The sequence below is a fragment of the Microbacterium sp. AR7-10 genome, from assembly GCF_001878835.1.
Taxonomy (GTDB): Bacteria; Actinomycetota; Actinomycetes; order Actinomycetales; family Microbacteriaceae; genus Microbacterium; species Microbacterium commune.
This window is the reverse complement of the sequence record NZ_MJIR01000046.1, coordinates 1-17,317: the sequence shown is the minus strand read 5'-3', so window position 1 is coordinate 17,317 and position 17,317 is coordinate 1. Positions and strand designations below refer to the sequence as shown.

The following is a 17,317-nucleotide window of genomic DNA, read 5'->3' as shown; positions in this document are numbered from 1 at the left end:
GATGTAAACAAAAAAGATGTTGTTGTTTTTAAATGAAACGGAGACCACCGAGATCTACACCCTAGAGTTCGTCGGCAGCGTCAGATGTGTATAAGAGACAGATGCCGAGCGGCGCGAACACCGCTTCGTGGAAGTAGGTGGCGAACGGGATCTCGGCGCGCTCCTCGAGCGTCTGAGCGAGCACGTCGAAGCCGCGGTTGGAGTAGATCCGGCGGGTTCCCGGCTCGGCTCGCACCCGGTCTTCGGAGAAATCGAGGCCGGAGGTGTGGGCGAGCAGGTGGCGCACGGTCGATCCGGGAGGGCCCGCCGGGTCATCGAGGTCGAAGACGCCCTCCTCGACGGCGACCAGCGCGGCGTATGCGGTGAGCGGCTTGGTGACCGATGCCAGACGGTAGACCCGATCGAGGTCGCCGCGCGATCCGACGACGTCGCCGTCGGCGCCGATCACGGCAACCGCCGCGTTGTCGACCGGCCAGCTGTCGACCTGGATCAGCGCGTCGTCGATGGCTGTCATGCGCCCTCCCGGATGTCGTGCACTGTGCGTCTCTCGCATGGAGAGCGCGATGGCATCCTCCCACACCGGCTCCGTTCGCCGCCGGTGCAGTCGAAGGTATGCCTGGAACTGAAGGCGTTCTCAACGGAGAACACGAGGCCTTCCTCGATCCGAGATGCAGTTCGGGGACGCTCCGCAAGTACGCGCAATTTGCGGGCTTCATCGAGTCTGACTGAGCTATGCGGCGCGAACGGCTGTCGCACCGCGTGAGCCGAGGACAGGTTTCCGCCGGGATCTCCGTCTTCGGTATCCCGGCGGAATCACGCGATCCCAGTGCCTGACTGGTGGGCCCCGTGGGGCTCGAACCCACGACCCGCGGATTAAAAGTCCGATGCTCTGCCAACTGAGCTAGAGGCCCGTGCCTCAAGTCTAGAGGCCGTCGAACCGGGTCCTGACCGCCCGGTTCGTACGCACGAAGAGGCGCCCGTCGACTCTTGGTCGACGGGCGCCTCTGATCAGCCTGCGGATCCCCACCGGGCTGATCTCACCGCGTCACTCCTGCACGGTGTCCGGTTGGTCACTGAGCCGGGGGCATCAGGACCGAGTCGATGAGGTACACGGTGGCGTTGGCGGTCTGCACGCCGCCGCAGATGACGTTCGCGTCGTTCACCATCCACTCGTCGCCCGAGCCGGTGACCTCGAGGTCGGCGCCCTGCACGGTCGTGTGCATGCCCTCGATGTCGGACGGCGCGATCTGGCCGGGGACGACGTGGTAGGTCAGGATCGACGTGAGCGTGTCGGCGTCGGTCTTCAGGCTCTCGATCGTCGCTGCGTCGATCTTGGCGAAGGCGTCGTCAACCGGCGCGAAGACGGTGAACTCGTCGCCGTTGAGCGTGTCGACGAGGTTGACGTCGGGGTTCAGCTGTCCGCTCACAGCCGAGACGAGGGTCGTGAGCAGCGGGTTGTTCGACGCCGCGACGGCGACCGGGTCCTGCGACATGCCCTCGATCGAGCCGCCGCCGTCCGGAACCTGCTCGGCGTAGGCCTCACAGCCGGGGCCGACGAGGTTCGCCGCGGGGTCCATGGTCTCAGGAGCATCGGACATCTCCGACGTCTCGGCCGGCATCGGCTCCGACGACTCCATGTCCGACTCGCCTCCCATCGTGCAGCCCGACAGGACGAGGGCGCCGACGAAACCGAGCGAGAGAGCGGCGGTGATCTTCTTCTTGGTGCTGAGCATTTCAACCTCCGGAGTTCGGTGCCGCGGACCTCCCGCGGCGTCGACGGTTGTTCGGAACCCCTCCGAGATCGGATGGGAATCAATCCGATTCGATTCTCAGACCCGAAGAATCTGTGACGGATGGCGGGTCACACTCACGCGCGAGAGGAGGGATGGGGCATGCTTGTCGAGATGGTTATCGATGGCGTCGAGGTGGTCGAGGACGGATCGTCCGGCGATCTCGCCGCCGACCTCATCATTCGCGTCGCCGACGGTGACCAGCGCGCCTTCGCCGAGCTCTACGATCTGCTCTCCCCGCGGGTGTTCGCTCTCATCCTCAAGGTCGTGGTGAACCGATCGCAGAGCGAGGAAGTGCTGCAGGAGGTCTTCCTCGAGATCTGGCAATCCGCTTCGAAGTTCGCTCCGAACAGAGGTCAGGGCCGTTCCTGGATCTTCACGATCGCACACCGCCGGGCCGTCGACCGGGTGCGATCGTCGCAGTCCAGCACCGATCGCGACATGCGCGTCGGCGTTCGCGACCTCGGCGGTGAACGGGACGTGGTGCAGGAGGCGGTCGAATCGAAGCTGGAGGGCGAGCGCGTGGTCGCAGCTCTCTCGGCGCTGCCCGAGGCCCAGCAGGAGGCGCTGATCCTGGCCTACTACGGCGGCTACAGCCAGAGCGAGATCGCGGCACTCACCGGAGTGGCGCTGGGAACGATCAAGACGAGAATGCGGGACGGACTGACGCGGTTGCGCGGGGAGATGGGGGTGTCAGCAGCATGAATGAGCAGGAATTCGCGGAGCTCGCGGCCGCCCACGCCCTCGGGGCCCTGGCGGAAGCCGACGCGCGGCGGTTCGCCGCGGCGCTCGCCGAGCATCCCGAATGGCAGGCCATCGCCGACGACGACCGCGACACGGTGGCCTTCCTCGCTGACGGACTCTCCCCGGTCGCGCCTCCGCCGGCGCTGCGCTCGAGCCTGCTGCAGCAGATCGCGAGCCTGCCGCAGGATGGCGCAGCAGCACTCGAGGAACTGACCCCCTCGACAGTCGCAGACGACGTCGGGACCGATGCACCGGCGCGCGCGGGAGCACCGTGGCGCCGCAGGTTCTTCGCGCTCGCCGCCGGCCTCGCGCTGATCGTCGGCGCCGGCGTGGCGACGACGACGGTGGTCTCGCAGCTGCAGCGGCCGGCATCCGTCGTCGCGCTCGACGAGATCCGCTCCGCCCCGGATGCCGAGCAGGCGGAGGTGCGGCTCGACTCCGGCGCCACGGCGACGGCGCACTGGTCGGGGGAGGTCGGCAAGGCCGTGCTTGTGGCATCCGGACTCGACGATCTCGGAGCTGACAAGAGCTACGAGCTGTGGTTCGTCCGTGGTGACGAGCCGATCGCCGCAGGTGTCTTCGACGCCGCCGACGGCACGACGACGGCGCTGCTCGACCAGCCCATGCGCGCGGGCGACGTGATCGCAGTGACGATCGAGCAGGCCGGCGGATCGCCGTCCGGCCTGCCGACGACCGATCCGATCATCGTCATCCCGACCGCCTGATCTGACCTGGCGTCCGGGTATCGATGGCCCGGCTGCCGCATGGCGGGCGTAGCCTTGACGGATGCCCGAGCAGTTCCACCGCCCCGTCCGCAGGCCGCCCGCGGCCTTCGACAACATCGTCGGCGAAGCCGACCCGGCCGAGCAGTCGCGCGTCGCCCACGCCACCGCATCCGCTCTGCTCGAACGCGCGCGCAGCGACGAATCGGGTGCCGTCACCTCACGGCTGCTCGCGTTCGCGGCCGAGAACGGCATCGACGAGATCGCCGAGCTCTGGTCGCACGCTCCCGCGCGCTCGCTGCCCGGAGCCCTGTGGCGGCTGTACCTGCTGCAGATCGCTGTCCGCTCCGACGCACCGCTGACCGCGCTGCTCTACGAGCGCGGGCGCGTCGAACTGCACACCGCCGATGCGGCCATCGCCGGTGCTCCGGCTCCCGCCGATCCGGGTGAGCTGGTCGATCTCGTCGACGCGATCCTGCGGGGCGTGTTCCGAGGCGATTTCTCGGTGGCACTCGAGCGCGCAGCCGCGTACTGCCGGGTGCAGGCATCCGGTGCGACCCACGCGGCAGACGACTACGAGCCGACCGAGCCGCAGCGGTCGAGCGATCTCACGCGGCGGGCGCTGCGGTTGACCGCCTACGCCGAGGACCTGGCGGCCTCCGCCGCCGCATGGCGTCGCGGCATGCTGACCTGACGCAGAAGAAAAGCCGGACCGCAAGAACGCCTCTCGGCGGAAGGCCGCTCGCAGCGGCGAATATTGGAGCCCGGGGTTATGCGGCCCGGCCGATCAAGTGTAACGCGTCAGCGGCACGGGTATTCCCGTCGCCGTAGGCTGTGCACATGGCCCAGCGCTTCGCCCTCATGATCGCCCCCGCCGACGCAGCTGACGACCGTGCGGACTTCCGCGACACGTTCACGCCGATGGATGTCACCGCGCCCGCGCTCAGCGTGGGCGAGCTCAGCACGCAGCGCGGCGACGGCGTGTTCGAGTCGATCGGGGTCGTCGACGGGCATGCGAACGAGGTCGAGGCGCACGTGCAGCGCCTCGCGCACTCCGCCCGCCTGTGCGATCTGCCCGCACCGAACCTGGCGCAGTGGCGTCAGGCGATCGAGGTCGTCGCGGCCCAGGCTCCGGCGGGCGAGGCCGTGGTCAAGCTCATCCTCAGCCGGGGCGTCGAGCACGGGCCGGCACCGACGGCGTGGGCGACCGTGGCGGCGGCCCCCGATTTCGATGCTGTGCGGCGCAACGGAATCACGGTCGTCACCCTCGATCGGGGTTATGACCTCGGCGCGGGGGAGCGCGCGCCATGGCTGCTGCTCGGCGCGAAGACGCTGTCGTACGCGGTGAACATGGCTGCGCTGCGCGAAGCCAGGCGGCGCGGCACCGACGACGCGATCTTCGTCACCCGCGACGGGTACGTGCTCGAGGCGCCGACCGCGTCGCTGATCATCCGCGCGGGCGGGGAGTTCCTCACGCCGGCGCCGGCGGGCGGCATCCTGCACGGGACCACCCAGCTCAGCGTGTTCGAGTACCTCGAGTCCCACGGGCGCACCACCCGCTACGAGACCCTGACCGCCTCCGACCTGACGAAGGCCGATGCGGCATGGCTCGTGTCGAGCATCCGCCTCGCTGCGCCGATCACGGCTGTCGACGGCGCGCCCCTGGCATCCGACCCCGACCTGACCGCCGAGCTGAACGCGTTCCTGCTCTCGCCGCGCTGACGCCCGTCGTGAGCGACGGATCCGAAGACGCGACAGCGGCCTCGGTCACCCGAATCGACCTGAGACGTAGTCCTCGGTGGCCTGCGCGGCGGGCGTGGTGAAGATCGTAGCGGTGTCGTCGAACTCGATCAGCTTGCCGGGCTGGCCGGTGCCGGCGATGTTGAAGAACGCCGTCTTGTCCGACACCCGGCTGGCCTGCTGCATGTTGTGGGTCACGATAACGATCGTGTACTCGTTCTTGAGGTCCTGGATGAGCTCTTCGATCGCGAAGGTCGAGATCGGGTCGAGGGCCGAGCACGGCTCGTCCATCAGCAGCACCTCGGGCGAGACGGCGATCGCACGCGCGATGCACAGTCGCTGCTGCTGACCGCCCGACAGGCCCGAACCGGGCTTGTCGAGGCGGTCCTTGACCTCGTTCCAGAGGTTCGCGCCCATCAGCGACTTCTCGACGAGCGCATCCTGGTCGCTCTTCGACATCTTGCCGTTGTTGAGCTTCACGCCCGCGAGCACGTTCTCCTTGATCGACATCGTCGGGAACGGGTTCGGACGCTGGAACACCATGCCCACCTGACGGCGCACGAGCACCGGGTCGACGCCCGCGCCGTAGAGGTCCTTGCCGTCGAGCAGCACCTCGCCCTCGACGCGCGCGCCGGGGATGACTTCGTGCATGCGGTTCAGCGTGCGCAGGAACGTGGACTTGCCGCAGCCGGACGGGCCGATGAACGCCGTCACGCTGCGCGGCTGGATCTCGAGGGAGACGCCCTCCACGGCGAGGAAGTCGCCGTAGTAGACGTTGAGGTCGTTGACTTCGATGCTCTTGGACATATCGGGTTCCTTGGGATTCGGGTGCGACTCAGCGGCCGGCGGTCTTCGGGGCGAACCACTTGGCGATCAGGCGCGCGAGCAGGTTCAGCAGCATGACGATGAGGATGAGGGTGAGCGCGCCCGCCCAGGCGCGGGCCACCGAGGCGTCGGCCGCGGTGCCCTGGTTCATGTACGAGTTGTAGACGAACACCGGCAGCGTCATCATCTGAGAGTTCACGAGGTTCGTGTTGAGGCTGGCGGTGAAGCCTGCGGTCAGCAGCAGCGGGGCGGTCTCGCCGATGACGCGCGAGATGGCGAGCATGACCGAGGTCGTGATGCCGGCGATCGAGGTGGGCAGCACGATCTTCAGGATCGTGAGCCACTTCGGCACGCCGAGCGCGTACGACGCCTCGCGCAGCTCGTTCGGGACGATGCGCAGCAGCTCCTCGCTGCCGCGGACGACCACCGGAACCATGAGCACGGCGAGGGCCAGGGCGCCCATGAGACCCATCGAGATCCCGGGCCGCACGAGCAGGGCGAACACGGAGTAGATGAACAGACCGGCCACGATCGACGGGATGCCCGTCATCACGTCGACGAGGAAGGTGATGCCCTTGGCGATGCGGCCGCGGCCGTACTCCACGAGGTAGATCGAGGTCATCAGACCCACCGGCACGGCGATCACGGTCGCGGTGAGCGTGACGAGCACCGTGCCCCAGATGGCGTGCACGATTCCGCCGCCCTCCCCGACGATGTTGCGCATCGAGTAGCTGAAGAACTCGGCGTCGAAGCGGCTGACGCCGTTGGTGACGACCGTCCACAGCAGGGAGATCAGCGGCAGCAGGGCGACGACGAACGCGGCGCTCACCAGCGCCGTCATCAGCCGGTCGACGGCTTTGCGACGGCTCTCCGCGATCGAGGAGACGACGGTGATGAGCACCATGTAGATCAGCACGCCGACGATGGCCGCGCCGGCGATGTTGAAGTCCGCAGGGTCGCCGCCGATCGCGCCGAGGGCGAACACGGTGAACGAGGTGGCGAGGGATGCCCCGAGCAGAGCCCACGGGGCCCACGGGGCGAGCCGGCCGGCGGTGAGCGAGGAGGAGGGGCGCGCGGTGCCGGGCGTGGTCGTGTCGGTGCGCTGCAGAGACGTGGTCATGTCAGTTCGCTCCAGAGAACTCGGCGCGGCGCGCCACGATCCAACGGGCGAGCGCGTTGACCGCGAAGGTCACGACGAACAGCACGAGGCCGGTGGCGATGAGGGTGTTGACACCCGTGTCGTGCGCTTCGGGGAAGGCGAGGGCGATGTTCGCGGGGATCGGCGTCGGGTTGGTGGCGGTCAGCACGAGGAAGCTGTAGACCGCGGCGGGGGAGAGCACCATGGTCACAGCCATCGTCTCGCCGAGGGCGCGACCCAGCGCGAGCATGACCGCCGAGACCATGCCGCCGCGCGCGAACGGCAGCACGGCCATGCGCACCATCTCCCAGCGCGTGGCGCCGAGTGCGAGGGCCGCCTCTTCGTGCAGCTTCGGCGTCTGCAGGAACACCTCGCGGCAGATGGCGGTCATGATCGGGATGACCATGACCGCGAGCACGACGGCGGCCGTCATGATCGTCTTGCCGGTCGAGGAGACCTGGCCGCCGAAGATCGGGATCCAGCCGGCGTTCGCGTTGAGCCAGGCGTACACGGGCTGCAGCAGGGGGGCGAGCACCAGTCCGCCCCAGAGGCCGAAGACGACCGAGGGCACGGCGGCGAGAAGGTCGATGATGTAGCCCAGCACCCCGGCGAGACGGCGGGGCGCGTAGTGCGAGATGAACAGCGCGATGCCGATCGCGATCGGCGTCGCCATGAGCAAGGCGAGGAACGACGCCCAGACGGTGCCGAAGGCGAGCGGCCCGACGTACTCCCAGAACGAGCGCCCCTCGAGGATGTGGTTGTCGCTCGTATCGGGTGCGAAGGCGGGCAGGCTCTGGATGACGAGGAACGCGGCCACCGCGGCGAGCACGACGAGGATGATGATCCCGGCGCCGAGGGCGCTGCCGGAGAACACCCGGTCGCCGAGGCGCTGCCTGGCTCTGATCGGGGCAGGCGGCGCCTGCCTGGTCGTCGTGCTCATGGTCTCCGTTTCGGGTCGAAGTGCGTATGAGGGCTGACCTCCGATGCCCCCGCGTCGGATCGGACGCGGGGGCATCGGAATCAGCTGGTGAAGATGGGTCAGCCGACCTTGATCGTGTCGATCGCGGCGAGGACCTTCTCGCGCAGGCCCTCAGAGATCGGGGCGCTGCCGGCGTTGTCCGCAGCGGCCTGCTGTCCCTCCTCGCTGGCGACGTACTCGAAGTACGCCTTCACGAGCTCAGCGGTGTTCTGGTCCTCGTACTGCTCGCAGGCGATCAGGTAGCTGACCAGGGCGATCGGGTACGAGCCGGCAGGCGCGGCGGCGGGGTCGACGTCGAAGACGAGGTCGGCGTCTCCGCGACCCTCCTCGAGCGGCGACGCCTCGACCAGTGCAGCGGCCGCCTCGGCGGAGTACGCGACGTACTCGCCGCCGACGCCCACCTTGACCTGGCCGAGCTCCTTCGTCTGCGAGGCGTCGGCGTAGCCGATCGCTCCGTTGCCCGCCTTGATCGCCTGGACGACGCCCGAGGTGCCCTGAGCGGCTTCGCCGCCCTGGAGCGGCCACACGCCGTCGGCCTCGTTGGTCCACACGTCGGGAGCGGTCGCGTTGAGGTACGCCGTGAAGGTCTCGGTCGTGCCGGAGTCGTCGGAGCGGTGCACGGGTGAGATCGCCAGGTCGGGAAGCGTCACGCCCTCGTTCTGCGAGGCGATCGCCGCGTCGTTCCAGTTGGTGATCGTGCCGGCGAAGATGCCCGCGATCGTCTTCGCGTCGAGGTTGAGCTCGTCGACGCCCTCGAGGTTGAAGGCGACGGCGACGGGCGAGATGTACAGCGGCACCTCGACGATGTTCTCGGACGAGCAGGTCTTGAACCCGTCGCCGAACTCCTCCAGCTTGAAGGCGCGGTCGGAGCCGATGAAATCGCTCGCGCCGGCGATGAAGTTCTGGCGGCCGGTGCCCGATCCGGTGGGCTCGTAGTTGATGGTGACGCCGCTGTTGGCCGTCTGGAATGCCGCGACCCAGGCCTCCTGCGCCGAGCCCTGCGACGAGGCGCCGGTGGCCTTGAGGGTGCCCTCGAGGTTCGACGCGGCAGGCGCGTCGCCGTTGTCGGAGGCGGGAGCTTCGTTCGCGGCGCAGCCGGCGAGTGCGAGGGCGGCGACAGCGCCGACGGCGCTGAGACGAGCGATGCGGGTGATCTTCACTGTGGATCCGTTCGATCGGGGAATGTGTATGGCCCGGTGCAGGGCACACAGTGACGTTAGGAGGGCCGGTTAACGAGACTCTCCCCGTGAGGTGAACGGGAGGTGAACGAGGGGCGGACAGTGCGCGCCGCACCCTCGGGCGTCAGTGTCAGACCTTCGGCTCGTGGGTCTCGATCGAGATGATCCCGGAGCCGGGGTTGGTGGCGGACAGGTGCACGACCGAGAACGCCGCGACGTTCAGGGCGCTGGCGCTGTCGATGTAGGACCCGGGGACGGTTCCGGTGGCGAGGGCGAGCTCCGACAGGATGCCCGGAAGCACCGGGCCGTGGCTGCACAGCACCGTCGCCTTGCGCGAGCGCACGCGTCGTCCGATCACCGAGCGCACATCCGCGGTGTCGGCATCCCACGCATCCTGACTGAGCTTCGGGGTCAGGCGGGCCATCCGCCCCAGCTTGCGCTCGAGGGGCGCGACCGTCTGCGTGCACCGCACGGCGTCGCTCGTGACGATGCGACGCACACCGAACGCGCGCAGCGGGCCGACGATCGCCTTCGCCTGCCGCAGTCCCCTGTCGGTGAGCGGCCGAGCGGCGTCCGCCTCGTGCCAGTCCGCGCGGGCGACCGCCTTGGCGTGCCGCAGGGCGATGATGGGGAAGGTGCGCAGCACGCCGTCGTCGACGAGCCGGATGAAGTTGTCGAGGATCTCGACATCGACCGGATAGCTCAGGTGCTTGCGCGCCTTCTTCAGGCTCACCCACTCGACGCCGGAGATCTCCCCGTTCGGCACGAACGACGAGGCGCGGATCGCGGCGTCGGTCGCCTCCGCAGCCCAGTAGTGCACGACCTTCTGCCGCTTCGGACGCATCCAGTACCTGCTGACGCCGACGGGCACCCCCAGCGACACCTGGATCCCGGTCTCCTCGCGCACCTCGCGCACGGCGGTCTCGGCGAGCATCTCGCCCGGGTCGACCTTGCCCTTCGGCAGCGTTACATCGCGGTACTTCGTGCGATGGATCAGCAGCACCTTGAGCTTGTCGTCGACCATCCGCCAGACGATCGCGCCCGCCGCGTAGACCGCCGAGTCGCTCATCGGATCGCGCGCTTGCTGCGTCGCCGGCGGCCCTGCACGCTCGCCATCGTCAGATCCTGCAGGTCGAGCAGGGGCTGTCCGTCGGCCTCCGCGACCCGCTTCCATTCACCGCCCTCGCCCAGATGCCAGGAGTTGGTGCGCGGGTCCATCGCGAGGTCGAACAGGTCGTGCAGCTCCTGCAGGTGCGCGGGGTCGCGCAGGCGCACCAGCGCCTCGACGCGACGGTCGAGGTTGCGGTGCATCATGTCGGCGCTGCCGATGTAGACGATCGGGGCTCCGTCGTTCTCGAACATGAACAGCCGGGAGTGTTCCAGGTAGCGGCCCAGGATGCTGCGCACGGTGATGTTGTCGCTCACGCCAGGCAGGTCGACGCGCAGGCTGCAGATGCCGCGCACCCAGACATCGATCTTCACCCCGGCCATGCTGGCTCGGTACAGGCCGTCGATGATCTCCTCGTCGACCATCGAGTTGACCTTGATGCGGATGCGGGCGGGCTTGCCGGCCTCGGCGTTCGCGCGCTCCGCGTCGATGTGCCGCATCAGGCCCTTCCGCAGATGGCGGGGGGCGACGAGCAGGTGCTTGAACTTCTTCTCGATCGCGTAGCCGCTGAGCTCGTTGAACAGCCTGGTCAGGTCCTTGCCCACCTGAGGGTCGGCGGTGAACAGGCCGAAGTCCTCGTAGATGCGGCTGGTCTTCGGGTTGTAGTTGCCCGTGCCGATGTGCGAGTAGTGGCGCAGCGCGCCCTCTTCCTGGCGGATGATCAGCGCGAGCTTGCAGTGCGTCTTCAGCCCCACCAGGCCGTACACCACGTGCACGCCGGCCTTCTCGAGCTTGCGCGCCCAGACGATGTTGTTCGCCTCGTCGAAGCGCGCCTTGACCTCGACGAGGGCGAGAACCTGCTTGCCGGATTCGGCCGCGTCGATCAGGGCCTGCACGATCGGGCTGTCTCCCGAGGTGCGGTACAGGGTCTGCTTGATGGCGAGCACATGCGGGTCGCGGGCCGCCTGCTCGAGGAACGCCTGCACGCTCGTCGCGAATGACTCGTACGGGTGGTGCACGAGCACGTCGGCCTTGCGGATCGCGCGGAAGATGTCGGAGCGCTCGTTGCTGTCACCCGGCTGGAACGCCACGGCCGTGGTGGGCAGATGCGGCGGGTACCGCAGATCGGGGCGGTCGAGGCGCCCCAGATCGAACAGACCGCGAAGGTCGAGCGGACCGGGCAGCCGGTAGACCTCCTGGTCGGTGATGTCGAGCTCCCTGATCAGCAGCTCGAGGGTGATGTCATCCATGTCCTCGGTGATCTCGAGGCGGATCGGCGGGCCGAAGCGGCGTCGCAGCAGCTCCGCCTCGAGCGCCTGGATGAGGTTCTCGCTCTCGTCCTCCTCGATCTCGACGTCCTCGTTGCGGGTGAGTCGGAAGGCGTGGTGGTCGAGCACCTCCATGCCGGGGAAGAGGTCGCCGAGGTGGTTGGCGATGAGCTCCTCGAGGCGGATGAACCGTGTGATCGGACTCCTCCCCGGCACCTCGACGAAGCGCGGCAGCATGGTGGGCACCTTGAGGCGGGCGAAGTCCTGCCGCCCGGTGCGGGCGTTGCGGATGCGGATCGCAAGGTTCAGCGACAGCCCCGAGATGTACGGGAACGGGTGCGCGGGGTCGACGGCGAGCGGCATGAGCACGGGGAAGACCTGCGCCTGGAAGTACTCGCCGAGGGCGCCGCGTTCGGCGTCGGTGAGGTCGTCCCAGTCGGTGATCTCGATGCCGGCGTCAGCGAGCGCCGGGCGCACGAGGTCGTTCCACACAGCGGCGTGGCGCAGCTGCAGAGCGTACGCGTCCCGCGAGATGTCGCTGAGCACGTCGCTGGGTGACCGGCCGACGTTCGTCGGCACGGCGAGCCCGGTGAGGATGCGGCGCTTGAGCCCGGCCACCCGCACCATGAAGAACTCGTCGAGGTTGCTGGCGAAGATCGCGAGGAAGTTCGCCCGTTCCAGCTCGGGCAGCGACGGATCCTCGGCCAGCTCGAGCACGCGCCGGTTGAAGGCCAGCCAGCTCAGTTCCCGGTCGTGGTAGCGGTGGTCGGGCAGCACCGCGTCCGGAGCCTCGTGCGCATCGAAATCGTCGTCTTCGGCATCCCCGAGGCCGGTGTCGACAAGGGCGGGTTCCATCATGGAGTACATCTTTGCATCCGCCGGTGCCCGAAGAGCGAACTCAGACGGGCGCGGTCGGGGCGTCGTCGTGCAGATTGAAGCGGTAGCCCACGTTCCGGACGGTGCCGATGACCTGCTCGGCGTCGCCGAGCTTCGCCCGCAGACGCCGCACGTGCACATCGACTGTGCGCGTGCCGCCGAAGTAGTCGTATCCCCACACGTCGCTCAGCAGCTGCTCGCGGGTGAAGACCCGCGACGGGTGCGTCGCCAGGAAGTGCAGCAGCTGGAACTCCTTGTAGGTGAGATCCAACGGCTTGCCGTGCAGCTTGGCGGAATACGACTGCTCGTCGATCGTGATGCCCGAGGCCTGCACGTGGGCGGGTTCCGATGCGTCGGCGCGCGCGAGCGCCAGCCGCAGTCTGGCGTCGATCTCGGCGGGGCCCGCCGTGCACAGCAGGACGTCGTCGAACCCCCAGTCCGACGCGATCGCGCTCAGGCCGCCCTCGGTGACCACCAGCAGGACGGGGATGTCGGAGCCCGCGGTGCGCAGCAGCCGGCAGGTCGTGCGCGCCGCGACGAGATCGATGCGCGCGTCGACGATCACGACGTCGCTCTCGGGCAGGTCCAGCAGGCGGGTGGTGTCGAGCGGGTGGTGCCGGATGCTGTGCGACAGCAGTTCGAGCGCGGGCAGTGCCGGATCCCCTGGGGGAGCGGAGGTGAGTGCCAGCACGAGGACCACGCGTCAATGCTAGTGGCGGGTGCTTCTCAGATGACGGGCTGCCCGAGGCGGGCATGCCGGATACCCGCAGGTGCGGCCATTACGATGTCACCATGTCTGAACCGGCCCTCGCCCCGCGCAGCGCCTTCCGCGGCATGGTCGCGGTCTGGATCGCGTCCCTCGTGGTCGCGGTCGCCCTCGGCTTCGTGCTCCCCGAGGAGGACAGGGTCGGCTGGCTGCTGATCGCCTTCGGCGCGATCGTGCTCGTCTCGTTCGCCGTTCAGCTCGCTCACGGTCGCGCTCAGGGCTTCATCGTCCGGATGGCCGGCAGCGTGGTCGGCGCGCTGATGATCATGGGCGCGGTCTCCGGGGTGTTCGGTCTCGCCGCGCTCGCGTCCGCGCTCTGACCTGCCCCTCCCCGGCTCCGGAGGGAGGGGTAGAGTAAGGGCATGGACCTCGTCGCGCTCGAATTCTTCTTCCTCGGCCTGCTGGGGCTGGCGAGCCTCGCGATCGCCTTCGTCTCCGGCGTCGTGCTCGTCAACCTGTTCCGCGGCCAGCGCTGATCAGACGCCGTCGTGATCGAGCTGCCCACCGGCCTTCCGGCTGATCTCGCGCCGCTGTCGTGGCTGCTCGGGGTCTGGGAGGGCACCGGCGTCATCGAATACACCGCGGGTGAGCGGCGCTACCAGGGTGAGTTCTCGCATCGCGTGAGCTTCAGCCACGACGGCGGTCCCTTCCTGAACTACGCCGCATCCGCGACGTTCCTCGGCGCCGAGGGCACTGACGAGCCCGTCGCCCTCCTCGCCGAGACGGGGTTCTGGCGCCTCGAGCGTCCGCGCACGGATGCCGACCCCGGACCCGCACTTCTGCCGCCCACCGCCGCTCCGACGCCGCGGACCGTCGACGACGTCGAGGCGCTGCGCACCGACGACGGATTCCCGCTCCAGGTCTCGGTGACGCACTCCGACGGAACGCTGGAGCTGTATCTCGGTCGCATCGCCGGTCCCCGCATCGACATCGCGACGGACGCCGTCGTGCGTCCGGCCGGCGCGAAGGCGTACTCGGCCGCCACGCGCATGTACGGGCTGGTGGATTCGCACCTCCTCTGGGCGTGGGACATCACGGCCCTCGGTGAGACGCTCAAGTCGCACGCGTCGGCTCGCCTGGCGAAGGTCTGACGTGGCGACGTTCGACGGCATCATCGGCGCCGTGCGCGAGGGCGATCTCATCGCGCACTTCGGCAACCCGCTCATCGAGCAGCGACGTCTGGCGTCCGGTGAGGCGCTCGCGCCGCTCACCGACCGGGTGCTCATCGAGGTCGCAGGCGTCGACCGGCTGACCTGGTTGGACTCGATCACCTCGCAGTCGGTGGCTCGGCTGCGAGCCGGCGACAGCACCGAGCTGCTCGTGCTCGACCCGCAGGGTCGGGTGGAGCACGCGGCGGGCGTGCTCGAGGACGGCTCGTCGGTCTGGCTGATCGTCGACGACGGGGACGCCGAGAAGCTGGCGGCATGGCTGCAGCGGATGGTCTTCCGCTCCCGGGTCACGGTCACGCCGCGACCGGATGCCGCGCTCGTCGGCTTCTTCGCCGGCGGCGCCGCCGAGTCGCGCACCACGGCATCCGCCCCGAACGGCGTCCCGCTGATCTGGCGCGATCCGTGGGCTCACGTGCAGCCCGGCGGTCACCAGTACGCGGCCGAGGCCGGTCATCCCGCCGCGGACTACTCCTGGAGCATCGCCGTCGTCGACGACGCGGACTCCCTCGCCGGCCCGTTCGCGGGGGCGCTCGCCGCCGAGGCGCTGCGTATCGCGGCGTGGCGGCCGCGCTGGGCGCGTGAGGTCGACGACCGCAGCATCCCGCACGAGGCCGACTGGATCCGCAGCGCCGTGCATCTGAACAAGGGCTGCTACCGCGGGCAGGAGACGGTCGCGAAGGTGCACAACCTGGGGCACCCGCCGCGCCGTCTGGCGGCGCTGCTGCTCGACGGCAGCGACGTCGTGATGCCGTCGCCGGGCGACGCGGTGCTGGCGGGGGATGCCGAGGTCGGCCACATCACGTCGGTCGCGACGCATCACGAAGACGGCCCGATCGCCCTGGCGATGCTGTCGCGCCGCGCGCCGGTGGGCGAACTGGTCGTGCGCGCGGGGGAGGCGCTGATCGCCGCAGCGCAGCAGGTGATCGTTCCCGCCGACGCGGGCGCCACCGCCGACGTGCCGCGTCTGACGCGTCTGTCCCGCCGCCCCGCCGGCGAGGACCCCCGGCACGCGCGCTGAGTCCGACGTCCGGTCAGTCGCTCGGGGCGACGCTCGCCCACGGCACGGTGAGCTCTCCGAGACGCCAGCGCGACTTCGTGCCCTGGATCGCGATGCCCTGCGCCTTCAGCGCCGACACGGCCGCGAGCCAGCGCTGCACGGGGCCGAAGGTCGACAGGGGAGCCGCGCGCTCCCATTCGCGATCCAGCGCGGTGAGCAGGTCGTGGATGCGCTCGCCGGGCACGTTGCGATGGATGAGCGCCTTCGGCAGCCGCTCGGCGACGACTCCCGGATGCTCGAGCTGCGCCAGCCGGAGTGAGATCGTGAACCTGACCGGCCGGCCCCGGCCGGTCACATCGACCCAGCTGGCGATGCGACCGATCTCGTCGCAGGTGCCCTCGACGAGCATGCCGCCCGGAGCGAGCCGGGACGCGACGCGCTGCCACGCGTCGGCCACCTCGGCCTCGTCGTACTGCCGCAGCACGTTCATGGCCCTGATCACAGCGGGGCGCCGGCCGTCCGGCACCGGCACCTCGAAGCCGCCGCGCGCGAACGACACGGGAAGGTCGGCCGCGAACGGGGTGCGCCCTGCCCGCACCTCGTCGAGCTGTGCGCGGGCCGTGGCGACCCGCTCGGGGTCGATCTCGAGGCCCAGCACCTCGGCATCCGCTCGCGCCTGCCGCAGCCTGGTCGCGAGCTCGAACGCGGTGACCCCGCTGGCGCCGTAGCCCAGGTCGACGACGAGAGGATCGGATGCTCTGCGCAGCGCCTCCGACGCTGCGATCCACCGGTCGTTGCGCCGCAGCCGATTCGTGCCCGTCGTCCCTCGTGTCGGCTGCCCGAGAGGTGCGCTCATCCTCCTATCCTCCCCCTACTTCCACCTCGCTCGCACTCCACACGTGCAGTCGAGGGCGGAGTGACGTTCCCGGCGCGAGCATCGGGGAGGGACCCGCGAAGCGGGAGGGGCACCCGTTCTGCGAGCGCGGGGAACGTCACGCAGCCCGCCCCCGCAAGCAGAAAAGATAGTCTGGACCCATGACCCGCACTCTGATTCTTCTGCGTCACGGCCAGAGCGAATGGAACCAGCTCAACCTCTTCACGGGATGGGTGGATGTCCGCCTGACCGAGCAGGGCAAAGCCGAGGCCAGGCGCGGCGGCGAGCTGCTTGCCGAATCCGGGCTGCTGCCCGATGTGCTGCACACGTCGCTGCTGAGCCGCGCGATCCAGACCGCGAACATCGCGCTCGATGCGGCCGACCGTCTGTGGATCCCGGTGACGCGCTCGTGGCGCCTCAACGAGCGCCACTACGGTGCGCTGCAGGGCAAGGACAAGGCGCAGACGCTCGAGGAGTTCGGGCCCGAGCAGTTCCAGCTGTGGCGCCGCTCGTTCGACGTGCCGCCGCCCGCGCTGGCGGATGACAGCGAGTTCAGCCAGGTGCACGACGCCCGCTACGCGGGCATCGATGGCGAGGTGCCGCGCACCGAGTCGCTCAAGCTCGTCATCGATCGTCTGCTGCCGTACTGGAACGATGCGATCGTCCCCGACCTCGAGGCCGGCAAGACGGTCCTCGTCACTGCGCACGGCAATTCGCTGCGCGGCCTGGTCAAGCACCTCGAGGGCATCAGCGACGACGACATCGCCGAGCTCAACATCCCCACCGGCATCCCGCTGGTCTACGAGCTCGACGACGACAACGTGCCCACCGGTCCGAGCCGCTACCTCGATCCCGAGGCCGCCGCAGCCGGAGCGGCCGCGGTCGCCGCGCAGGGCAAGAAGTAGCCTGACGCGGGTCCGCACATCGTCGAGGCCCCCTCCGATCCACGCGGATCGGAGGGGGCCTCGACGGTCAGCGGGGGCCGATGACCGCGGCGGATGTCAGGACGCGGACGGTCCTGGAGCGATCTGCGTCGACTGCGCCTCGGCCGCCAGCGCGATGCCCTCCTCCTGAACAGCCCAGTCGTCGGTCGCGCGGTACACGACCCTGTCTCTTATACACATCTCCGAGCCCACGAGACGC

General features: G+C 69.2%; 18 protein-coding genes and 1 tRNA gene. 8 read left to right on the top strand and 11 right to left on the bottom strand.

Annotation, left to right across the window (positions count from 1 at the left end; all coding sequences use genetic code 11):
- Positions 1-61: 61 nt before the first annotated feature.
- The 3 genes from BFN01_RS06185 to BFN01_RS06175 all read right to left on the bottom strand — a co-directional run bounded on the left by BFN01_RS06185 (position 62) and on the right by BFN01_RS06175 (position 1,733).
- On the bottom strand, positions 62-514 hold the full coding sequence (locus BFN01_RS06185) for a serine hydrolase (RefSeq protein ID WP_071642686.1): 453 nt from the start codon (positions 512-514) through the stop codon (positions 62-64).
- Between the two features lie 321 nt (positions 515-835).
- Positions 836-911, bottom strand: a tRNA-Lys gene (locus tag BFN01_RS06180).
- 159 nt (positions 912-1,070) lie between these two features.
- A complete protein-coding gene (locus BFN01_RS06175; RefSeq protein ID WP_071642684.1) occupies positions 1,071-1,733 on the bottom strand; it encodes a fasciclin domain-containing protein in 663 nt (220 codons plus the stop codon).
- A 171-nt stretch (positions 1,734-1,904) separates the two neighbouring features.
- On the opposite strand from BFN01_RS06175, the gene sigK reads away from it, so the two are divergent.
- From sigK to BFN01_RS06155, 4 genes are all read left to right on the top strand, one after another.
- Positions 1,905-2,495, top strand: a complete 591-nt coding sequence (sigK, locus tag BFN01_RS06170; RefSeq protein ID WP_071642692.1) for an ECF RNA polymerase sigma factor SigK — start codon at positions 1,905-1,907, stop codon at positions 2,493-2,495.
- On the top strand, positions 2,492-3,259 hold the full coding sequence (locus BFN01_RS06165; protein WP_071642682.1) for an anti-sigma factor domain-containing protein: 768 nt from the start codon (positions 2,492-2,494) through the stop codon (positions 3,257-3,259). Before sigK ends, BFN01_RS06165 begins: the two co-directional genes overlap by 4 nt.
- A 61-nt stretch (positions 3,260-3,320) precedes the next feature.
- On the top strand, positions 3,321-3,950 hold the full coding sequence (locus BFN01_RS06160; RefSeq protein ID WP_071642681.1) for a DNA-directed RNA polymerase subunit beta: 630 nt from the start codon (positions 3,321-3,323) through the stop codon (positions 3,948-3,950).
- Between the two features lie 146 nt (positions 3,951-4,096).
- Positions 4,097-4,978, top strand: coding sequence for an aminodeoxychorismate lyase (locus BFN01_RS06155; RefSeq protein WP_071642679.1), 882 nt, complete (start codon positions 4,097-4,099; stop codon positions 4,976-4,978).
- 45 nt (positions 4,979-5,023) lie between these two features.
- Here the strand turns inward: BFN01_RS06155 and pstB are convergent, their stop codons facing one another.
- The 7 genes from pstB to BFN01_RS06120 form a co-directional block, all read right to left on the bottom strand.
- Positions 5,024-5,803, bottom strand: a complete 780-nt coding sequence (pstB, locus tag BFN01_RS06150; RefSeq protein ID WP_071642677.1) for a phosphate ABC transporter ATP-binding protein PstB — start codon at positions 5,801-5,803, stop codon at positions 5,024-5,026.
- 28 nt (positions 5,804-5,831) lie between these two features.
- Positions 5,832-6,941 (bottom strand): phosphate ABC transporter permease PstA, encoded by a 1,110-nt coding sequence (gene pstA, locus BFN01_RS06145; RefSeq protein ID WP_071642675.1) that lies wholly within the window; start codon positions 6,939-6,941, stop codon positions 5,832-5,834.
- A gap of 1 nt (position 6,942) precedes the next feature.
- Positions 6,943-7,899 (bottom strand): phosphate ABC transporter permease subunit PstC, encoded by a 957-nt coding sequence (gene pstC / locus BFN01_RS06140; protein ID WP_071642673.1) that lies wholly within the window; start codon positions 7,897-7,899, stop codon positions 6,943-6,945.
- 98 nt (positions 7,900-7,997) lie between these two features.
- Positions 7,998-9,098, bottom strand: a complete 1,101-nt coding sequence (locus BFN01_RS06135) for a phosphate ABC transporter substrate-binding protein PstS (RefSeq protein WP_071642671.1) — start codon at positions 9,096-9,098, stop codon at positions 7,998-8,000.
- 148 nt (positions 9,099-9,246) lie between these two features.
- Positions 9,247-10,185, bottom strand: coding sequence for an NUDIX domain-containing protein (locus BFN01_RS06130; protein WP_071642669.1), 939 nt, complete (start codon positions 10,183-10,185; stop codon positions 9,247-9,249).
- A complete protein-coding gene (locus tag BFN01_RS06125) occupies positions 10,182-12,350 on the bottom strand; it encodes an RNA degradosome polyphosphate kinase (RefSeq protein ID WP_071642690.1) in 2,169 nt (722 codons plus the stop codon). The genes BFN01_RS06130 and BFN01_RS06125 overlap by 4 nt, the downstream gene beginning before the upstream one ends.
- Positions 12,351-12,390: 40 nt before the next feature.
- Positions 12,391-13,068 carry a response regulator transcription factor gene (locus BFN01_RS06120; RefSeq protein ID WP_143187177.1) on the bottom strand — a complete coding sequence of 226 codons (678 nt, stop codon included), beginning with the start codon at positions 13,066-13,068 and terminating at the stop codon, positions 12,391-12,393.
- A 92-nt stretch (positions 13,069-13,160) separates the two neighbouring features.
- Between BFN01_RS06120 and BFN01_RS06115 the strand changes: the two genes are divergently transcribed.
- The 3 genes from BFN01_RS06115 to BFN01_RS06105 all read left to right on the top strand — a co-directional run bounded on the left by BFN01_RS06115 (position 13,161) and on the right by BFN01_RS06105 (position 15,321).
- Positions 13,161-13,454 carry a hypothetical protein gene (locus BFN01_RS06115; RefSeq protein WP_071642668.1) on the top strand — a complete coding sequence of 98 codons (294 nt, stop codon included), beginning with the start codon at positions 13,161-13,163 and terminating at the stop codon, positions 13,452-13,454.
- Between the two features lie 168 nt (positions 13,455-13,622).
- Positions 13,623-14,225, top strand: a complete 603-nt coding sequence (locus tag BFN01_RS06110; RefSeq protein ID WP_071642666.1) for an FABP family protein — start codon at positions 13,623-13,625, stop codon at positions 14,223-14,225.
- Position 14,226: 1 nt separating this feature from the next.
- Positions 14,227-15,321 carry a folate-binding protein YgfZ gene (locus BFN01_RS06105; RefSeq protein ID WP_071642652.1) on the top strand — a complete coding sequence of 365 codons (1,095 nt, stop codon included), beginning with the start codon at positions 14,227-14,229 and terminating at the stop codon, positions 15,319-15,321.
- 13 nt (positions 15,322-15,334) lie between these two features.
- Here the strand turns inward: BFN01_RS06105 and BFN01_RS06100 are convergent, their stop codons facing one another.
- On the bottom strand, positions 15,335-16,156 hold the full coding sequence (locus tag BFN01_RS06100) for a class I SAM-dependent methyltransferase (protein WP_071642590.1): 822 nt from the start codon (positions 16,154-16,156) through the stop codon (positions 15,335-15,337).
- A gap of 179 nt (positions 16,157-16,335) precedes the next feature.
- Here BFN01_RS06100 and BFN01_RS06095 point away from each other — a divergent pair, with 179 nt between their 5' ends.
- The gene (locus BFN01_RS06095; protein WP_071642588.1) at positions 16,336-17,079 is read left to right on the top strand and encodes a phosphoglyceromutase; all 744 of its coding nucleotides are present in this window, start codon (positions 16,336-16,338) and stop codon (positions 17,077-17,079) included.
- Positions 17,080-17,317: the final 238 nt, after the last annotated feature.